At 71.8% G+C, this 18364-nt stretch carries 19 protein-coding genes; 7 read left to right on the top strand and 12 right to left on the bottom strand.

What is annotated here, in order from left to right; translation table 11 throughout:
• Nucleotides 1-5: 5 nt before the first annotated feature.
• From CV755_RS11965 to CV755_RS11950, 4 genes are all read right to left on the bottom strand, one after another.
• Entirely contained in the window at nucleotides 6-404 is a 399-nt protein-coding gene (locus tag CV755_RS11965; RefSeq protein WP_109280189.1) for a nuclear transport factor 2 family protein, read from the bottom strand.
• A 161-nt stretch (nucleotides 405-565) separates the two neighbouring features.
• Nucleotides 566-1417 (bottom strand): ABC transporter ATP-binding protein, encoded by an 852-nt coding sequence (locus CV755_RS11960; protein ID WP_241561144.1) that lies wholly within the window; start codon nucleotides 1415-1417, stop codon nucleotides 566-568.
• A complete protein-coding gene (locus tag CV755_RS11955) occupies nucleotides 1414-2457 on the bottom strand; it encodes a FecCD family ABC transporter permease (RefSeq protein ID WP_109280188.1) in 1044 nt (347 codons plus the stop codon). Before CV755_RS11955 ends, CV755_RS11960 begins: the two co-directional genes overlap by 4 nt.
• Nucleotides 2454-3518 (bottom strand): FecCD family ABC transporter permease, encoded by a 1065-nt coding sequence (locus CV755_RS11950; RefSeq protein ID WP_109280187.1) that lies wholly within the window; start codon nucleotides 3516-3518, stop codon nucleotides 2454-2456. The genes CV755_RS11955 and CV755_RS11950 overlap by 4 nt, the downstream gene beginning before the upstream one ends.
• 125 nt (nucleotides 3519-3643) lie before the next feature.
• Between CV755_RS11950 and CV755_RS11945 the strand changes: the two genes are divergently transcribed.
• The gene (locus CV755_RS11945; protein WP_109280186.1) at nucleotides 3644-4681 is read left to right on the top strand and encodes an ABC transporter substrate-binding protein; all 1038 of its coding nucleotides are present in this window, start codon (nucleotides 3644-3646) and stop codon (nucleotides 4679-4681) included.
• A gap of 29 nt (nucleotides 4682-4710) precedes the next feature.
• Nucleotides 4711-5553, top strand: a complete 843-nt coding sequence (locus CV755_RS11940) for a siderophore-interacting protein (protein WP_109280185.1) — start codon at nucleotides 4711-4713, stop codon at nucleotides 5551-5553.
• A gap of 6 nt (nucleotides 5554-5559) precedes the next feature.
• Here the strand turns inward: CV755_RS11940 and CV755_RS11935 are convergent, their stop codons facing one another.
• Nucleotides 5560-6432 carry an NAD(P)-dependent oxidoreductase gene (locus CV755_RS11935; protein ID WP_109280184.1) on the bottom strand — a complete coding sequence of 291 codons (873 nt, stop codon included), beginning with the start codon at nucleotides 6430-6432 and terminating at the stop codon, nucleotides 5560-5562.
• A gap of 114 nt (nucleotides 6433-6546) precedes the next feature.
• Between CV755_RS11935 and CV755_RS11930 the strand changes: the two genes are divergently transcribed.
• Complete coding sequence (locus CV755_RS11930) at nucleotides 6547-7152, top strand: TetR/AcrR family transcriptional regulator (RefSeq protein WP_109280183.1); 606 nt, start codon at nucleotides 6547-6549, stop codon at nucleotides 7150-7152.
• Nucleotides 7153-7273: 121 nt separating this feature from the next.
• Entirely contained in the window at nucleotides 7274-8203 is a 930-nt protein-coding gene (locus CV755_RS11925; RefSeq protein ID WP_109280182.1) for a LysR family transcriptional regulator, read from the top strand.
• Here the strand turns inward: CV755_RS11925 and CV755_RS11920 are convergent.
• Complete coding sequence (locus CV755_RS11920) at nucleotides 8167-9003, bottom strand: SGNH/GDSL hydrolase family protein (protein WP_109280181.1); 837 nt, start codon at nucleotides 9001-9003, stop codon at nucleotides 8167-8169. The two genes, CV755_RS11925 and CV755_RS11920, sit on opposite strands and share 37 nt — an antisense overlap.
• Before the next feature lie 141 nt (nucleotides 9004-9144).
• The gene (locus CV755_RS11915; RefSeq protein ID WP_153068648.1) at nucleotides 9145-9564 is read right to left on the bottom strand and encodes a hypothetical protein; all 420 of its coding nucleotides are present in this window, start codon (nucleotides 9562-9564) and stop codon (nucleotides 9145-9147) included.
• Nucleotides 9565-9785: 221 nt separating this feature from the next.
• Here CV755_RS11915 and CV755_RS11910 point away from each other — a divergent pair, with 221 nt between their 5' ends.
• Nucleotides 9786-10616, top strand: coding sequence for a peptidoglycan recognition protein family protein (locus CV755_RS11910; RefSeq protein WP_109280179.1), 831 nt, complete (start codon nucleotides 9786-9788; stop codon nucleotides 10614-10616).
• A gap of 76 nt (nucleotides 10617-10692) precedes the next feature.
• The gene (locus tag CV755_RS11905) at nucleotides 10693-10977 is read left to right on the top strand and encodes a YciI family protein (protein WP_109280178.1); all 285 of its coding nucleotides are present in this window, start codon (nucleotides 10693-10695) and stop codon (nucleotides 10975-10977) included.
• 21 nt (nucleotides 10978-10998) lie between these two features.
• Here the strand turns inward: CV755_RS11905 and CV755_RS11900 are convergent, their stop codons facing one another.
• Nucleotides 10999-11607, bottom strand: coding sequence for a class I SAM-dependent methyltransferase (locus tag CV755_RS11900; RefSeq protein ID WP_109280177.1), 609 nt, complete (start codon nucleotides 11605-11607; stop codon nucleotides 10999-11001).
• A 38-nt stretch (nucleotides 11608-11645) separates the two neighbouring features.
• On the bottom strand, nucleotides 11646-12824 hold the full coding sequence (locus tag CV755_RS11895; RefSeq protein WP_241561143.1) for a PP2C family protein-serine/threonine phosphatase: 1179 nt from the start codon (nucleotides 12822-12824) through the stop codon (nucleotides 11646-11648).
• A 326-nt stretch (nucleotides 12825-13150) separates the two neighbouring features.
• Between CV755_RS11895 and CV755_RS11890 the strand changes: the two genes are divergently transcribed.
• A complete protein-coding gene (locus CV755_RS11890; protein ID WP_109280209.1) occupies nucleotides 13151-15469 on the top strand; it encodes a collagenase in 2319 nt (772 codons plus the stop codon).
• 64 nt (nucleotides 15470-15533) lie between these two features.
• Here the strand turns inward: CV755_RS11890 and CV755_RS36680 are convergent, their stop codons facing one another.
• The 3 genes from CV755_RS36680 to CV755_RS11875 form a co-directional block, all read right to left on the bottom strand.
• The gene (locus CV755_RS36680) at nucleotides 15534-16037 is read right to left on the bottom strand and encodes a hypothetical protein (protein ID WP_109280176.1); all 504 of its coding nucleotides are present in this window, start codon (nucleotides 16035-16037) and stop codon (nucleotides 15534-15536) included.
• Between the two features lie 112 nt (nucleotides 16038-16149).
• Nucleotides 16150-17427 carry a cytochrome P450 family protein gene (locus CV755_RS11880; protein ID WP_109280175.1) on the bottom strand — a complete coding sequence of 426 codons (1278 nt, stop codon included), beginning with the start codon at nucleotides 17425-17427 and terminating at the stop codon, nucleotides 16150-16152.
• Between the two features lie 171 nt (nucleotides 17428-17598).
• Nucleotides 17599-18348 carry an SDR family NAD(P)-dependent oxidoreductase gene (locus tag CV755_RS11875; RefSeq protein ID WP_109280174.1) on the bottom strand — a complete coding sequence of 250 codons (750 nt, stop codon included), beginning with the start codon at nucleotides 18346-18348 and terminating at the stop codon, nucleotides 17599-17601.
• Nucleotides 18349-18364 lie beyond the last annotated feature (16 nt).

Genomic DNA, 18364 nt, shown 5'->3' with positions numbered 1-18364 from the left:
CCGCCTCAGTCCTGGTCGTACCAGGCGACCGCCGCGATCCGCCAGCCGTCCGGAGTCCGGACGAACTGCAGGTTCTTGGTGCCGCCGCCCTCGAAGGGCTCACCGTTGAGAATCCCCGACTTGCGGTACTCGCTGAACCGCGAGGCGATATCGCCCGCGATCTCGGTTCGTTCGGCGATTTCCCACTCGGCGAACTCGGTCAGCCGGCCGTCACTCAGCAGCTGCCGGCGGGGCTCGATGAAATCCTCCACGGTGTAAACGGTGAGTGCCGGACGGGTGTTGACGATCACGCCGCCCGGCAGCATCAGCCTCTGGATTCGCGCCACATCGGCGGCCTTGCCGCCCCGGTTGTCGAAGGCGCCGAAGAACTCGGCGGTCAGCAGGTCTATTTCGGTCTTGGACATGGCGTGACGGTACCTTCCGGCCGGCGCCGCGCCGGGCTGACCGGCCGGGAGGACGTCATGCCGGGTCCGGGGGCCCGTCCACAAGGGGCAGCGGGACGGCCGCTGTTGGAGATGCGGTTCCGCCGCGTGGGCACGCGGCGGCACCGCACCGGCGGGGCGCCCTACCCCACCACCACCCGGCTCCGCACCGCCGCCGGTACCACCAGCGGTGTGCCCGTCTCCGGGTCGTCGATCACCCGGCAGGGCAGCCGGAAGATCTCTTCGACCCGCTCGGCGGTCACCACCTCCGCCGGTGTGCCCTCGGCGAGCACACGTCCGTCGCGCATGGCGATCAGATGGGTGGCATAGCGCGCGGCCTGGTTGAGGTCGTGCAGGACGGCGACCAGGGTGCGGCCCTCCTCCCGGTGGAGGCGGGCGCACAGGTCGAGGATTTCCAGCTGGTGGGCGATGTCCAGATAGGTGGTGGGCTCGTCGAGCAGCAGCAGGGGGGTCTGCTGGGCCAGGGCCATGGCGATCCAGACGCGTTGGCGCTGGCCGCCGGAGAGTTCGTCCACCGGCCGGTCGGCCAGTTCGGCGACGCCTGTGGCGGCCATGGATTCGGTGACGATGCGCTCGTCCTCCCGTGACCACTGCCGCAGCAGGCTCTGGTGCGGGTAGCGGCCGCGGGCCACCAGGTCGGCAACGGTGATGCCGTCGGGGGCGACCGAGGACTGCGGCAGCAGGCCCAGGGTGCGGGCCACCTGTTTGCCGGGGAGGCGGGCGATGTCCTGGCCGTCGAGCAGGACCGTTCCGGCGGCCGGCTTGAGCATCCGGGCCAGGGCCCGCAACAGGGTGGATTTGCCACAGCCGTTGGGGCCGACGATGACCGTGAAGGAACGGTCCGGAATGGCGACGTCCAGCCCCTCGGCGATGGTGCGCCGGTCATAGGCGAGGGTCAGCCCGTGGCCGGTCAGCCGTGCCGCGCCCTGTGCCATGTCCCGTACTCCGTCCGTCGCTTCACTGATCTCGGTCATATCCGTCCCGCCTTGCGCTGGACGGCCAGCAGCCACACCAGATAGCCGCCGCCCAGCACTCCGGTGATCACACCCACCGGCAACTGATGCCCGCCGACCAGCCGTTGGGCCAGCCAGTCGCAGCTGACCAGCAGGGCCGCGCCCAGGCACATCGAGGGCAGCAGATTGGGGCCGGGCGCCTTGGCCAGCCGGCGGGCCAGCTGGGGGGCGGTAAGGGCCACAAAGTTCACCGGCCCGGCGGCGGCGGAGGCGAAGGCGGCCAGGAGGACGGCCGCCAGCAGCAGCACCATCCGCAGCCGTTCGACCCGGATGCCCAGGGCGTGGGCGGCGTCATCGCCCATCTCCAGCATTCGCAGCGGCCGTTCACAGCCCAGCAGCACCACCGGCACCAGGACCGCCAGGACGATCAGCAGCGGGGTGGCGTTCTCCCAGCCGCGGCCGTCCAGGCTGCCGGTGAGCCAGAGCACCACCCGGGCGGCGTCGGTGAGTTTGGTGCGGGTGAGCAGATAACCGTTGACGCCGGTGAGGATGGCGGCGACGCCGATGCCGGTCAGGACCAGCCGGTAGCCGTGCAGGCCGTCGCGGCGGGCCAGAGCGTAGATCAGCAGGCCGGTGGTGACGCCGCCGGCCACCGCTCCCCCGGCCAGGGCGAGGCTGCCGCCGCCGGCGACCACCACCAGCAGGGCGCCGGTGGCGGCGCCCTGGGTGAAGCCCAGTACGTCCGGGCTGCCCAGCGGATTGCGTACCAGGGACTGGAACAGTGCCCCGGCCAGGGCCAGCGCGGCGCCCACCAGCAGGGCGGTGACCACCCGGGGCAGGCGCAGTTCATTGACGATGAAGTCGTCCGCGGGGGCGCCCTGGCCCAGCAGGGTGCGCAGCACCTGGCCGGGGCTCATGGTGTAGTCGCCGCTGCCCAGGCAGACCACGGCCATCACCAGGGCGAACAGCAGGCAGGCGGCTCCGGCGGCCAGTGAACGGGGCCGGCAGCGCAGCGAGATGCCGCCGGTGCGTATGGTCTTCGTCCCGGTCCGGGTGCTCATGCGCGTACCGCCTTCCGCCGCCGGACGAAGTACAGGAAGAGCGGTCCGCCCAGGACCGCGGTGACGATGCCCACCTGGAGTTCGCCGGGGCGGCCCAGGACCCGGCCGAGGACGTCGGCGCCCAGCAGCAGCACGGGGGCGAGCACCGCGCAGTACGGCAGCAGCCAGCGCAGGTCCGGGCCGGTCAGGGCGCGGACCAGGTGCGGGACGATCAGGCCGACGAAGACGATGGGGCCGCAGGCGGCGGTGGCCGCGCCGCACAGCAGGGTGACCGCCACCAGGCCCGCGGCCCTTGTCCGGGCCGGCCGGGCGCCCAGGGCTCGGGCCGAATCGTCGCCCAGGGCCAGGGCGTTGAGCGGACGGGCCAGGGCCAGGGTGAGCAACAGGCCGGTCAGGACAAAGGGGGTGAGGCGGGTGACCGTGGCCGGGTCGGCACCGGCCAGTGAGCCGACCGTCCAGAACCGCATCCGTTCCAGGGAGTTGGTGTCGATCAGCATCACGGCGTTGACGTAGGAGTAGAGGGTGGCGTTGAGCGCGGCCCCGGCCAGTGCCAGCCGGGCCGGGGTGGCGCCGCGGCCGCCGCCGACCGCGTAGACCAGCACCGAGACCGCTCCGGCGCCCAGGAAGGCGAACCAGACCTGGCCGGTGTAGGAGGTGACGCCCAGGAAGGCGACCGCCGAGGACACCGTGGCGGAGGCGCCCGCGTTGATGCCCAGCAGTCCGGGGTCGGCCAGCGGGTTGCGGGTGAGCGCCTGCATCACCCCGCCGGCCAGCCCCAGGGCGGCCCCGGCCAGCAGGCCGAGCAGGGTGCGGGGCAGCCGCATCCGGTGCACCTGGAGGTAGGAGGCCGCGTCCGGGTCGGTCAGCCCCCGCCACACCTCGGCCAGTGAGAGCTGTCTGGCGCCGACCGCGATGCTCAGCGCCAGCACGGCGAGCAGCAGGAGCAGGGCGGCGAGCAGTCCGAGGGCGCGGGCCGCGTCGCGCCCGCCGGGCGGTCGCGGCCGGGGGCCCGGCGGAGCGGCCGAAACCCCGGTGGCCTGGGGCGAGTTGCTGATGGTCACGTTCGGACTCCGGTAGGGGCCGGGGCACCGTGGGCGCCCCTGGCCACAAGGCGTGGTTTTAGGTTAGGTTAACCTAACCAAGATCGAAGGCCCTAGGGCACCCCTTTGCTACGAGAGTCACTGCCATGCCATATGCCGCAACCCCTCACCTCTCCCGCCGTTCGCTGTTCGCCGCGGGCGGCGTACTCGGCCTGGGCGCCCTGATCACCGCCTGCGGGGGCAGCGGCTCGGGCGGCAAGGACGGCGCCAAGGGCGAGTCCAGGGGCGGCCCCTGGTCCTTCACCGACGACCGCAGGAAGCAGGTGACCGCCAAGTCCGTACCGCAGCGCGTGGTCGCCTTCACCGGCACCGCCGCCGCCCTGCATGACTTCGGCCTTGACCAGCAGCTGGTCGGCGTCTTCGGCGAGACCAGGCTCAAGAACGGCAAGCCCGACCCGCAGGCCGGCGAGCTGGACGTGGACAAGGTCGAGATCCTGGGCAATGTCTGGGGCGAGTTCAGCATCGAGAAGTACGCCGCCCTGCGCCCCGAGCTGCTGGTGACGCACATGTATGAGCCGGACGCGCTGTGGTACGTGCCCGATGAGAGCAAGAAGAAGATCCTGGACCTGGCGCCCAGCGTGGCCATCACCACCGCCCGGGTCCCGATGACCGAGCCCATCAGGCGCTATGCCGAACTCGCCGCGTCCCTGGGCGCCGACCTCAAGGCCAGGAAGGTCACCGAGGCCAAGTCCCGTTTCGAGGCGGCCGCCGAGACCCTGCGCAAGGCCGCCAAGGCCAATGGCGGGCTGAAGGTGATGGCCGCTTCCGGCAGCCCTGACCTCTTCTATGTCTCCAACCCCAAGGTGAATACGGACCTGTTGTACTTCCGTGAGCTGGGCGTGGAGTTCGTGGTCCCCGAAAAGCTGGACAAGAGCGGCTACTTCGAGGGCCTCAGCTGGGAGAACGCCGACAAGTACCCGGCCGATCTGATCCTGCTGGACAGCCGTGGCACCGCCCTGCAGCCCAAGGACCTCTCCGCCAAGCCCGCCTGGTCCGCGCTGCCCGCGGTCAAGGCCGGCCAGATCACCCCCTGGCAGTCGGTGCCCCGCTTCAGCTGGGCGGGCTCCGCCCCGCTGCTGGAGAACCTGGCCAAGGCCGTACAGGGCGCCAAGAAGCTCCACTGATCCCACAGGTTCCGGAAGGAGAAGCCGTGATGACCACCGCCGTCAGCCCGTTCCGTTTCTTCGACGCCCAGGTGGCGCGCCGGGAGCGCCTGGGCCCCTCCATGGTCCGGATCACCTTCGCCGGAGAACAGCTGGCGGACTTCGCCGGCGGCGGCAGGGACCAGAGCTTCTCCCTCTTCCTGCCGCATCCGGGCCAGCCGGCCCCGGTGGTGCCCACCGAGGCGGGCGACGGCTGGTTCGCCCGCTGGCGGGCCATGGACCCCTCGGTACGCGGGGTGATGCGCTCCTACACGGTGCGCCGCCAGCGCCGTGAACTGGCCGAGCTCGATGTGGACTTCGCGCTGCACGGCACTGGGGCGCCGGCCGGCCGCACCCCGGCCGGTCCGGCCGCCCGCTGGGCCGCCGGGGCCCGGCCCGGCGACCGGGTCAAGCTGCTGGGCCCGGCGGTGGAGGACAACAAGAGCGTGGGCTTCCGCCCGCCGCTGGGCACCGACTGGGTGCTGCTGACCGCCGACGAGACGGCCCTGCCCGCCGCCGCCGGAATCCTCTCCTGGCTGCCCGCGGGCACCAGGGCCAAGGTCTGGATCGAGGTCCCGCACGCCGGGGACATCCAGGACCTCGGCACCGAGGCCGATGCCGAGATCACCTGGATCCCGCGCGGCGGCGGCCGGCTGCTGGACGCGGTACGGGCCGCCGAACTGCCCGGCGGCCGGCCCTACGCCTGGATCGCGGGCGAGTCCGGCACGGTGCGGGCGCTGCGCCGCCATCTGGTCGGCGAGCGCGGCTTCGACCGGCGCAGCGTCAACTTCACCGGCTACTGGCGGCTGGGCGCCTCGGAGGAGGACCTCCGGGCGGAGGCGGCCGCGGCCTGAACGCCCTTATTCGGCGGGGTTGTTGAGCACCTCCACCAGGCTGGAGAAGCTGTTCTCGGCGAGGCCGCGCGCCATGCCCCGCCGGAAGATCTCATCCACCGCCGAGAGCAGCGTGGTGTCCAGCCCGGCGTCCCGGTTGGTGTGCAGAACGTGCTGCATGCTCGCAGCGCCCATCGACAGCCGGGCGTCGTCCCCCGGGTGCCGTCCGGCGTCGATATGCGAGGCGTAGCTCCCCAGGATGCCCGGGAGCAGCGTCATCGCCTTGGACACCTGGGGCAGCATCTCGGTGGCGGTGACGCCATGGGCGCGGGCCAGGGCGAGGGTCTGCAGACAGCCGAGCATCCCGGTCCAGAAGGTGGTCATCAGGGCCTGGTAGTACATGGCCGCCAGGCCCGGATCGGTGCCCCGGAAGTCGGCTTCGGTCAGCACCTCAAGGGTCTCCCGGTGTGCGTCGAAGACCTCCCGGGGACCGCTGTAGTACGTGGCCGCCCCGGGCTTGCCGATGAGCGCCGGCGGCACCTGCACCCCGCCGGTGAGGTGCTCGGCCCCGTGCCCCGCCGCCCAGGCGGCGGCCGCCCGGGCCCGCTCGGGGGTGTCCGAGCTGAGGTTGACCAGCACCCGCCCGGCCAGGGCGGGTGCCGCCGGCTCCAGGATGGCGTACATCGCGTCATAGTCGGTCAGGCTCAGCACCACCAACTCCTGGGCGGCCAGCGCCTCTTCCGCCGAGGAGGCCACCACCGCCCCCTGGGCGGCCAGTGCCTCCGCCTTGCTTGCCGTCCGGTTCCAGACCGTCACCGGATGTCCCCCGGACAGGAACGCGGCCGCCATCGCCTGCCCCATCGGGCCCAGTCCGATGACGGTTACCGCCTGCTTGCCCATGACTTCCCCTCCGCTTTGTCATCCCCTTGGGGCGCTCTAGAACGAGCGCTCTATCTGGCGATCGGGAACCTAGCACAGATCTAGAACGAGCGCTCTATCCGATAGTCTCCGGGGATGCGCACCACAGACCAACAGGCGGCCGCCCTGGGCACCCGGGAACGGATCGTGCGGACCACGGCACGGCTGCTCCAGCGCCAGGGCTATGAGGGCACCGGCATCAAGCAGATCGCCCGCGAGGCCGGGGCCACTCTGGGCTCCGTCTACCACTTCTTCCCTGGCGGCAAGCAGGAGCTGGCGGTCGCCGCCATCCAGCACGGGGACCAGGAGTTCGCGGAACTGCTGCGGGAGGGTCTGGCCGCCGAGGACGACCCGGCCGAGGCCATCGCCGGCTGCACCCGGCTGCTGGCCGCAGCCCTGCGCGAGTCCGGCTGGGCCGAGGGCTGCCCGGTCACCGCAACCGCGCTGGAGACCCTGGGCACTTCGGCCGATATCCAGCGGGCCTGTGGAGCGGCCTTTGGGCACTGGAGCGAGCTGGTCGCGGAGAAGCTGCGCACCGCCGGGCTGGCCGAGGAGGACGCCCGTGCCCTGGCGATAACGGTCATCAACACCCTGGAGGGCGCCGAGACCACCGCCCAAGTCCTGCGCAGCGAGGAGCCGTTGCTCCTGGCGGGGCGCCATCTGGCCATGCTGGTCCACGCGCATCGCCAGGGCGCTCCCTGACCGGCGCAGGGCGGTTGCCCGATATCCGGCTCCGCCGCGTGGACACGGCCGGCCGGCCACGACCCACACCCGCAATCACACCGAACCGGCCTGGCGGAGTGCCGCCAAGGGAAGGCGCCCCATGGAATTGCGTCAGCTGCGCTACTTCTGCGCGGTGGCCGAGGAAGCCAACCTCACCCGGGCGGCCCGGCGGCTGCGGCTCAGCTCTCCCTCGCTCAGCCAGCAGATCAAGGCCCTGGAACGGGAGGCCGGCGCCCCGCTGTTCCACCGCACCCAGGCCGGGATGACCCTCACCCGCGCCGGGCGGGCCCTGCTCCCCGAGGCCCGCGCGGTGCTCGACGCCGCCGGCCGCGCCCTGCGCACCGTCCGCGCGGCCGCCGCCGAACGCCCCCCGCTGCGCGCCCTGGTGGCCCCCGGCACCCCATCGGATCTGCTGCACCGCCTGTACTCGGCGGCACGTACCACCGGCTCCGCGCTCACCCTGGACGTGGCCGCCACGGCCGGGCAACTGGCCCGGATACGGCGGGCGGAGGCCGATCTGGCGCTGGTCACCCTGCCCGCCGACACCGAGGGTCTGCACACCCTGGTGGTACTGGACGAGCCCCTGGGCGTGCTCCTCTCCGCCGGCCATCCCCTCACCGCTGCCGCCCGCCTCTCCTGGAGCGACCTGGGCGGGGAGGAACTCCTGTGGTTCAGCCGTGAGTTCGCTCCCGGGTACCACGATATGGTGCTGGCCGCCTGCCATACCGGCGGCTGGGTACCGCGGCTGCGTATCGCCCCAGCCCGGCGCTCGATCGTCCAGGCCGAACTCGGCGGCGGCGAGCGGGTGGTGGCGCTCCGCCCGGAATCCGCCACCGCGGAAGGCCTGGTCTGGCGCCCCCTGGCCGAGGCGCCACCCCGGCTGCGGCTGGCTCTGGCCTGGCTCCCGGAACCCCTCGCGGCCACCATTGCGATCCTCGGCCGTCTCGGAGGACAACCGCCGGCGAGGGTGAGAAAAAGCCCCCGCACCGAGCCCTACTGCCCCGCCACCGCGTCCAGCACCGGCAGATAACCCCCGTGCTGCCCCGCCTCGTTGGGGTGATAGGCACCGTCCGGGTGAAGCAGCGACAGCCCGCCGATCCATGGGTGCCCGGAACAGATCTCATGCCCCGTGAAGGCGGGCACCACATCACCGAAGGCCAGCCCATGGGCCAGGGCCCGCTCCCGGGTCACCGCGTTGACCCGTACCGCCGCCTCATTGAGCGCCCGCTCGCTCCGCCCGGTCATCAGCCCCATTGGGCAGCCGTCTTGGGTGAACGGCCGGGGGATGCCCAGTACCACCACCCTGGCCCGTGGTGCCCTCTCCCTGATCGCCCGGTAGACGGCGTCCAGCCGTGCGGGCAGCGTCCTCTCGACGGCCGTCCGGGCCCGGGCGACATGGTCCAGGCAAATTTGATCGCCGCCCAGTGTGCAGGCGGTCAGGACATCCCGGAGGCCGATGTCATTGACGCCGGCCGTGATGCTCACCAGCGTTACCCCCTGCTTGACCCCGGGGAGCTGCTTGTTGATCACGTCGGAGGTGGTCGCCCCCGAGCAGGCGGCGAACAGGAACCGGTCCGGGTGGTGCCGGGCGGCCCAGAGCGCCGGGTACGCCCGCGCACTGCGCAGGCACTGGGGACTGGACGGGTCATAGCTCCCCGCCCCCTGCCCCGAGGACACCGAGTCGCCCAGCGCGGCATAGGAGACCCCGTTCCGGGCCTCCGCCGGCACCGGCTGGGCATACGCGGAGGTGGTGGTGCCGCCCACCACCAGGGCCAAGGGGCAGAGAAGAGCGGCGAGGAGACGACGGCAGGTTCCGTGGACTCTGGTCATGTCCCGGGAACGAGGCGGCAGTTGTAGGGTCACGATGCCGCGCGGGGCTCCTGGGAGTCCGGAGCGGCGCGCGGGGCGCCGGTATGGCGCGCCCACTCCGGCGCCGCGCCCCGCGGAGCCGTCCCCGCGGCCGGGAAGCCCCTACTTTTTCTTCCGGGTCTTCACCGTCACCGTGACCTCCCAGGGCACGGCCACTCGCGAACAGCTGTAGCCGCTCTTACGGGAGACACAACGCAGCTCGGAGTCCAGGGTGGTGGTGCCGTCCGAGTGGGCGTGGAAGACCGCGACCGTGTCGGCACCGGCCGCGCGGCCGGTGGAATGCCGGTGGAGTACGGCGCCATTGGCCGAGCTGGGCGCGCTCCACAGCCAGTCGGAGTTCTCCTTCCGCTCCCCCGAGAGCCGGACATCGATCTCATCGCCCGTGTGCACCACCACGGTCTGTCTGTTGTCCTTGTTGGACAGGGTCAGATGCCGGGGCCCCGGCTTGGCCGCCGCCAGTGGCGCGGCGCTCAGCGCCACCACCGCCGCCAGCACCATCGTCATCAACCTGGCAGTCCTCATCGCTCCACCTCAACCCCTCTGTGGTATCGGGTCGTTGTCATCGCCCCTCTCACTGCCCCGCGCCCGGCGGGCCGATGCGGCTCATCGCCGGTGTGAGTGACGGCCGGACGAGCGGCGGCTTTGAACGCTCTTTCGCTCGCCGGGGCTGCCGGAACCTCCGCTACCAGGCTTACAGTCGGCGCCACCACCGGGAGTACCGCTCACGAAGGGACCGTTGAGCCATGACCGAAAAGTCCGAGAAGTCCAAGGTGAGGCGCCGTAATCTGCTGAGCGGGGCACTGGCCGGCTCAGCCGCCATGGTGACCGCGAACATCCTTTCAGCGCCGCCGGCGCACGCGGCGGCGAAACCCTCCGTCCGCTGTCCCGTCCCCCGGCCCAGGCTCTACACCCGCGAGCAGTGGAAGGCCGTTCCGCCGGAGGACCCAGGCGGTGTCAGAGTGGAGCCCTTCGGGCCGGCCTTGATCGTGGTCCATCACATGGACTATCCCAACAGCACCGACTATTCGCTGGAGCACGCCTTCGAGCTCTCCCGCACCTGCCAGTACGACCACATGCACCACAATGGCTGGAACGACATCGGCCAGCAACTGACCATCAGCCGTGGCGGGTTCCTGATGGAGGGCAGATATCGCTCGGCCGAGGCGATCCGGCACGGACATCAGGTCATCGGGGCGCAGGTCGCCAACTGGAACACCGCAAGCATCGGAATCGAGAACGAGGGAACATACATCACCGAACTCCCGCCCGAGGCCCAGTGGCGCACCCTGGTGGCGACCTGTGCCTGGCTGTGCCTGCGCTACCGGCTGGCACCGATGACCGCGGTCGTCGGCCACCGGGATCTCAACCAGCCCGGCACCACCCTCGCCACCGAGTGCCCCGGCAACGCGCTGTACAAGCAACTGCCCAGGCTGCGCGCGGAGATCGCCCAGGCCATGGGGCTGCCCGTCGGGGACGGCTCCCCCAACCATGTGCGGGAGGACCTGCCCGGCACCCGTGCGGAGCCGGTACGCGACCACGGCCCGGCGCTCGGCCCGCTGGACCCGACCCGCTGAGCCGTTAGGCAGCGCCTAACGCCCCTGAGGAAACCGGTCGTGGACGGCCCGGCCGTCCCGCTGGTGAACTCGGGCCATGTTCTTCGTACTGCTCACCTATCAGGTCCCGCTGGACCACATCGACGCCCTGCTCGAGGCCCACTACGCCCATGTGGACCGCCACTTCGCCAAGGGCACCTTCATCCTGGCCGCCCGTCGGCGGCCCCGCACCGGAGGGGCCTTTGTCGCCCGGGGAGTCGGCCGGGAGGAACTGGAGGCCATTCTGGCCGAGGACCCCTTCATCAGCAGCGGCGCGGCGTCGTACGAGCTCTTCGAACTCCAGCCGACCCGCTCCGCCCTGACGGAGATCCCGGCCGGCTGACCCGGCGGCCCCGGAGTCCGGTCAGGAGTCCTTGCGGAAGACCAGCAGATAGCGCCAGAACAGCAGTCTGCGTATGCCGTATCCGGGCAGCAGCACGGCGGCCTCCCGGCGGACCTCCTCCAGGGACATGCCGGGCGCCGCCACCGGCGCCTTGACCCGCACCCGGGCGTCCGGCGCACCGGGCCGGATCCGGTCCCGCGCCGCGACGGCGAGCCGGGCCAGGGCGTTCACCGGCACGGCCGCCAGGCTCCATGCCCAGTCCAGCGGTGTCCGCTCCGGGTAACACCCCAGAATGACCAGCACTCCCCCGGGCGCGAGCGCCTCCCGCAGCGCGGCGACCGTGCCGAAGGGCAGGTGATGGATGCTGGCCAGGCAGGAAATGAAGTCGTAGTGCGCCTTGGGCAGTTGGACCTCGGTGATGTCCGCCTGCCGGAATCGCGGGTTCCGGCCGCCTCCGGCCGCCGCGATGACCTCCGCGCAGGGGTCGATGGCCTCGACCTCAACGCCCAGAGCGGCAAGCCGCCGTGCGAACCGGCCGGTTCCACAGCCGACATCCAGCGCGGTACGGCACTCCTTGGGCAACCGGCGCAACAGCAGGCGGTGATAGTGATCGTTGTGATCGAAAGGCATGGCCCCACCCTATGGGCCGGGCCCATCACCGAACGCCGCTATGCCGGGCGGGCCCCGGCGCCCACCGGGGCGAGGGCCAGGATGGCGACGTCGTCGTGGAGGACATGGGCGTGCCGGGGCAGGTCGGTGTCCAGGAAGTCGATGACCTCCGCCGGGCACCCGGCGGGGTGGTCGCCGAAGCGGTCGCGGAGGCGGTCCAGGAAGGGGTAGAAGACGCCGTCCGCGTCCCGGGCCTCGATCAGGCCGTCGGTGCACAGCAGGAGGATGTCACCGGGGGCGAAGGGGTGGGTGTAGGCGACGGGGTTCTGCCGGGCCAGGGTGCCCAGGCCGAGCGGCAGCGCGGGCGGGCCGGTGAGGACCCGTACCTCGCCGCCGGAGAGCAGTACCGGCTCGATATGGCCATGGTTGATGATCCGCAGCTGATTCCGGCCGGGGTCGTACTCGACCAGCAGGGCGGTGACAAACAGTTCGGTGTCCGGGGTCTCCTCGGCCTCGCGGGCGACGCAGCGTTCCATCTCGGCGGCGACTCCCGGCAGTTCCCCGGCGGCATGGGCGGCCTGGCGGAAGCTGCCGAGCAGGTCGGCGACGGTGCGGACGGCCCGCAGTCCCTTGCCCCGGACATCGCCGATGACGGCCCGTACCCCCTGCTCGGTGGCGCGGATGTCGAAGAGGTCGCCGCCGACCATGGTGCCTTCCTCGGCGGGGCGGTAGAGGCCGGCCGCCAGCACCTGGCCGACCCGGGGCGGCACCGGCCGGAGCAGGGTGCGCATCAGTGCCTCGGCCACCGAGTTGGCATGCACCAGGTGGACTTCCTGCCGCTTCCGGTGGGCGGCCAGTGCGGTGCCCAGGGCGCCCACCAGGGTGGTGCAGAGATACGCGCCGACATAGTGGCGTTCCCAGAGGTCATGGGCGTTGCGGCCGGCGCAGCAGGGGGTGCCGGCCAGGACGGCCTCGAAGGCCACGGCGAAGACGGTGATGGCGGCCACGCTGAGCGGGCCGAAACTGAACGCGGCCACCACGGGCAGGGCGATCAGCAGAAAGCTCACCGGCCACTCGACCGGGGTCACCGGTTCGAGCAGCAGGATGAACGCCACCAGGGCGGCCGGCAGCCAGCGCATCCAGGCCGGTGGGGCGGGCACCTGAAGTCCGGTGCTGCTCAGCCGCACCGCGTGGTTGTTGCCGGGCTTGCCGAAGCTAGGGCGGTGTCGCTGGTTCACCTGTCACTCCCGGCGGGGTCAACAGCATCGGGGCCTTCGCGGAGGGGAGCTCTTCTGGTCCTCGTGGCCGACGCCGGATGATGATGATCAGGGCGTCCAGCCTGACCCGGCCGTACGGCCCGGCGGCGCCATTAGGCCATCGGCGGCATGTCACCCCGGATGCCGAAGTCCGGGCAGCAGCAGGGGACTTGCCGGGTGCGGGTGAAGGCTGGGCAAAGCCCGGGCGAACGGGTTGTCAGTACAATGTCACACTACTACGTTACAGGCGCTCCACTGACTCAACGTCAACCCCCCCAAGGAGTACGCCCGTGCATTCGCTGCGTACCATGCGCAAAGGGCTGCTGGCCGGCGCATTGGCCGCTTGTCTGACGCTGCCGGTGGTCCAGGCCGCGCAGGCCGCGCCGGTTCGTCCCACCCCCGCCCCGGGGCCGTCCGTCCGCCCGGCGCCCGCCGCCGGCGGCACCCCCCAGGACCGGGTTGACCGCCTCGCCCGGCCGCCGAAGAACGACCGGCTGACGCCGGTGCCCGGCGGCGGTTCCCTCCCCCAGGGCCGAATACCCGGCGAGGCCGCCGGCCGTCCAAGACCCGCGAAGAACACCAAGGGACGCCCGGCACTGCACGGAACCGTGCCCTGCACCCTGGACGCCATCAGCTCACTGAGCCCCGAGCGGTTCGCCGACTTCCTCACCGACCCCGAGGTCACCGCCGACTCCTGTCTGCGCGATGTGCTGTGGACCTGGGACGCCCGGCTGGCCCCGGTGATGTCCTCGGCCCATATCCAGGCTGTGGCACACCGGGTCGTCACCCTGGCCCCGTCCCATGACGGCACCGACGCCGGCCACCTCTATGAACTGCTCACCTATCTGCACGCGGTGGCCTACCAGGCCTTCTCCCACCCCGAGGCGGGCCTGGACAACCCCGCCACGCTGGGCGCCGTACGCGATGCCATCGCCGCCTTCGGTGCCGCCGGGCACACCTTCGACCCCACCCGGGAGAACGCCTATTCACTGCGCGAGGCCCTGTACGCGGGCAGCGCAGCGGGCCTGCGGCAGTATCAACTCCCCCTGGTCAAAAGGGTGCTGGCCACCATGGCCCCGGACGCCCGGACGGCCGCCGACCCCAGCTGGGGAGGCGCGGTGCTGGCCGCACTGAGCGTCAACTACCTCGGTGTCTACCCGGGCAACAATGACACCGCCTTCCGCCAGGCGGCCACCGACGACCCCGCCTACCGGGCCGCCTTCAAGGTCTTCGCCGGCTACCGGCATCTGAAGGACACCGCCAACGCCTGGGTGGCGCGCGACGCCATCGGCGAGTACGGGCGCTTCGGCCAGATCGACGCGCTGCGCTCCTCGGTGGTGAGCGACCTCGGCGGTCTGCTGGCCACGGCAAAGAGCAACTTCGGTGAGATGAGCGTCCCTTGGGCCTCGGTGGCCTCCTGGCTCATCTACTACAACGCCTGTGCCCCGTACCAGGTGTGCAAGCCGCAGATCGAGAACCGGCTGTTCACCCACACCTACACCTATGACAAGGGCGCCATAGTGGTCCGTACCTCGCTGGACCAGGCGACGGTGGACCAGCTGTACTACGCGAGCAAGCAGGTCAAGACCCAGTTCTTCCGGGTGCTGGGCACCGACGCCCCGCTGGCCGGGGACCCCAACACCACACTGCATATCCACCTCTACGCCTCACGGGCGGAGTACGAGACCTTCCAGACGCTGCTGACCGGGCTGAGCACCAACAACGGCGGGATCTATATCGAGGACGGGGCCACCTTCTACACCTATCAGCGCCGGGTCCCCCAGGACTCCACCCTCACCCTGGAAGAACTCTTCCGGCACGAGTACACCCACTACCTCAACGGCCGCTGGGCGGTGCCCGGCATGTTCGGCGACGCCCGCTGGTACACCGGGGACCTGGTGACCGCGATGGACGAGGGCACCGCGGAGTTCTTCGACGGCGGCACCCGCTCCGATGGCGTCAGGGTGCGCAAGTCCCTGGTCCAGGGCATCATCGCGGACACCGCCAACGGCGGCCCGCGGATGACCGTCAATGAGCTGCTGCACGCCACCTATGACAGCGGCTTCCGCTTCTACAACTACGCCGGCACGTTCTTCGAGTTCCTCTGGGACCAGCATCCCTCGCTGCTCCGGGAGATGTACGGCTATCAGCGGGCCGACGACCCCAAGGGCTTCGACGCCTGGCGCACCCGGCTGGGGTCGGACACCCAGCTGCAGGCGGACTACGACAGCTTCCTGGACAAGCAGATCGCGGACGTGGACCGGCTGTATGTACCGTCCACCTCCTTCACCCCCCAGGCCAGGCTGGCACTGTCCACCCCCAAGCAGATCCGCACCGCCTTCGCCAAGGCCACCGGGATGACGCCGGTGTGCGCCGGCAATGAGGACCGGAGCCGGCCGCGGTTCATCTGCACCGGGCGGATCACCGCGAGTCTGGTCAACTCCGATGACCCGGATGTGGTGTTCGCGGACATGTCGCGGACCGTGGACACCTATATCCTCAAGCGGACCGAGGACACGGTGAACAACCTTGCCGATATGAACTGTTACTTCGGCAAGGTCGAGATCTGGTCCGATGGCACGGCGGGCACGGCGCCCCTTACTTGTGAGGGGCCGCTGCGGCGGTAGCGCCCGGCCGGCTGCGGGCCATGGGTGGCCGGACGGGTCCGGGTCGGCCCGTCCGGCACGCCCCTTACCGGGCGCATGCCGCCTCGCCGCGTTCCACCGCCACCACCACCATCGCGCCCACCCGGATCAGGCGGTGGGTCAGGGCGTCGATCTGCTGCCGCTCCTCCTCGGGCAGCTGCCACTCCTCCCACCACACCGCCTCCTGGTAGGAGCAGGGGTCGGGCCGCTCCGTCTGCCAGGCCCGGGTCAGCCGGGCGGCCAGCGGGGCGGCCGCGCGGGCCTGGTCGGCATAGCCCTCCAGCAGGGCCACCATATGACTGCCCGGCAGATAGGCCCGCCAGGGCTCCAGCAGCCCATGGGTGAGGCGGGCGACGTCTTCCAGCCACAGCACATGCTGCGAGACCCAGCCCGTCGCCTCCCGGCACTCCGGCATGCCGGGCAGCACCCTTGGCGCCACCATCTCCCGGCGGGCGAAGAACTCCCTGCCCAGCGCGGTCTCTTCGGCCGTGGGCAGCCAGGAGTCCTCACTCAGGGCGGTCACGGCGGCGTCGAAGGCACGGGTCGTCATTCCGCCAACCCTAATCGCCCTGCCGGGGGGCCGGTACATCGGCCGGTTCGCAGACGGTCCGGATCCGGTCCGGCGGCAGGCGTCGGCAGCGGGCCCGCGGGGTGGTCCTTCCTCACGACGCCGATGCTGTGGCCCGCCCCTGGGGGAGGGTCAACGGGCCGCGGCGGACCGGGAGTCGGCGCGGGCCACGGACCAAGAGGCCGGGCCGGTAGGGCAGTTGTCGCGGCGGCGCGGCCAGGGCGAGATCCGGCAGCCGGTCGAACAGCATCGGCAGGGCGACCGCCGCCTCCAGCCGGGCCAGCCGGGCCCCCAGGCAGAAGTGCGGGCCATGCCCGAAGGCCGCGTGGGGCGCCGCCTTCTCCGGGCCGCCCAGATAGCGCTCGGGCCGGAAGGCGTCCGGTTCGGTGAACCACTCCGGGTCGCGGTTGGCCGCGGCGAGCACCACCAGGACCGAGGCTCCGGCGGGTATCTCCACCCCGCCGCCCAGGTCCACCGGTTCCACCGTGCGCCGCCAGGTGGTTCCCTCCAGCGGACTGGCGTGCCGCAGCGCCTCCTCCACCACGGCGGTCCAGTGCCCGTCCCCGCCCCGCCGGGCCAGTTCCGCCTGGCCGGGGTGGGTGAGCAGCAGCAGGGCGGCCGAGGCGAGCAGATTCATGGTGGTCTCATAGCCGGCGAACAGCAGCAGAAAGGCCATGGCCAGCAACTCGCCGTCGTCCAGGCCGCCTTCCGGTACGTCCTGGACCAGGGCGCTGAACAGGTCCTCGCCCGGAGCGCGGCGCTTGTCCCCGATCAGTCCGGCGAAGTAGGCGTGGAGCCGCTGCCAGGCGTCGTCCACGGCGCCCGGTTCCAGCGCGTCGGCGGGCGAGCCGACCCGGTAGGTCCACTCGCGCAGGGCGTCCCGGTCGGCCTCCGGTACGCCCAGCACCTCACCGATCACCAGCACCGGCAGCGGAAAGGCGAAGGCGTCCACCAGGTCGGCGGTGCCGTCCTGGGCGAGGCGGCCGGTGAGCCGGTCCAGCAGTCCGGCCGTCAGCCGCTCGATGCGCGGGCGCAGGGCGTCCATCCGGCGCGGGGTGAAGGCGGCCACCGTCAGGCGGCGCAGCCGGGTGTGGTCCGGGGCGTCGGTGTTGAGCATATGGCGGGCCAGCAGTCCTCTGGCCCGCTGCGCCGCGGAGTCGGGCTTGGGGCGCCCCGCGCCCCGTGGCGGCACATTGGAGAACCTGGGGTCGGCCAGCACCTCGCGTGCCTGCCGGTATCCGGTGACCAGCCAGGCATGACTGCCGTTGGCCAGTTCCACCCGGGCCGCCGGGCCCTGGGCGCGCAGCCGGGCGTAGTACGGGTAGGGGTTGCGCGCGAAGTCGGGGTCCGCGGGGTTCAGTGGCTGGGGCACTCGCTCATCCTCACCGATCTCCGCCCGGCCCGGACGACCGAAATCGTGCAGGACTGCCGAGACGGACCTGTGCGGTTCCTACAAAGGGGGGCGCCCCATAGGGGCGCGGGGAACTGCGCGACCAGCCACACACGGCCCGCACCGAAACACCACACCCCCGAAACAGCGCCCTCAAAGGGCGGTGCCCACCTCGCTCTCCGGCAGCACGGCCAGCATCCCGCCGTCCACCGGCAGGCTGGCCCCATTGACATAGGAGGCCCCCGGCCCGGCGAGGAAGGCCACCACCTCCGCGATCTCCTCCGCCCGGCAAGGGCGTTGCAGCGGATAGGAGCGCCGGATCTGCCGCCGCCCGGCCTCGCTGCGGGAGTGCGCCTGTGTGCGGGGCACGGCCACAAAGCCGGGGTTGAGGAGATTGCAGCGGATGCCCAGCGGTCCCCATTCCACGGCGGCGGCGCGGGCCAGCGCGCCCAGGCCCGCCTTGGCCATGGCATAGGCGCCCATGCCCGGCATGGCGCCCTGGGCGTGCACCGAGCCGATGAGGACCACGGCACCGGGCCGCCCGGCACGGCGGCGGGTGAACTCGGCGGCGGCCTGCCAGGCGGAGACCAGGCTGACGTCCAGTACGGTGCGCAGCCGGTCCGCGGTGAGTCCGGTCAGCGGTGCCCGGTCCTCGCCGAGGAGGGCGTGCACCAGGACCCGGGGCGCGCCGCCGGGCGCGGCGTCGAAGGCGCGGGCGAGGGTCCGTTCGTCGGTGGCGTCCCCGATCACCGGTAGGCAGTGCGGCAGTTGGCGCAGGGACGGGTTCAGGTCCACGCCGACGACTCGTGCCCCGTCGGCGGCGAAGCGGGCCGCGCAGGCCCGTCCCACTCCGCCCGCGGCGCCCAGCACCAGGGCGGAGTCGGGTTCACCGGTGGCCGTCATGGGCGCGAGCCTACTG

It is taken from the genome of Streptomyces orinoci (genome assembly GCF_003121295.1).
Classification (GTDB): Bacteria; Actinomycetota; Actinomycetes; order Streptomycetales; family Streptomycetaceae; genus Streptomyces; species Streptomyces orinoci.
This window is presented reverse-complemented; position numbering and strand designations above follow the sequence as displayed.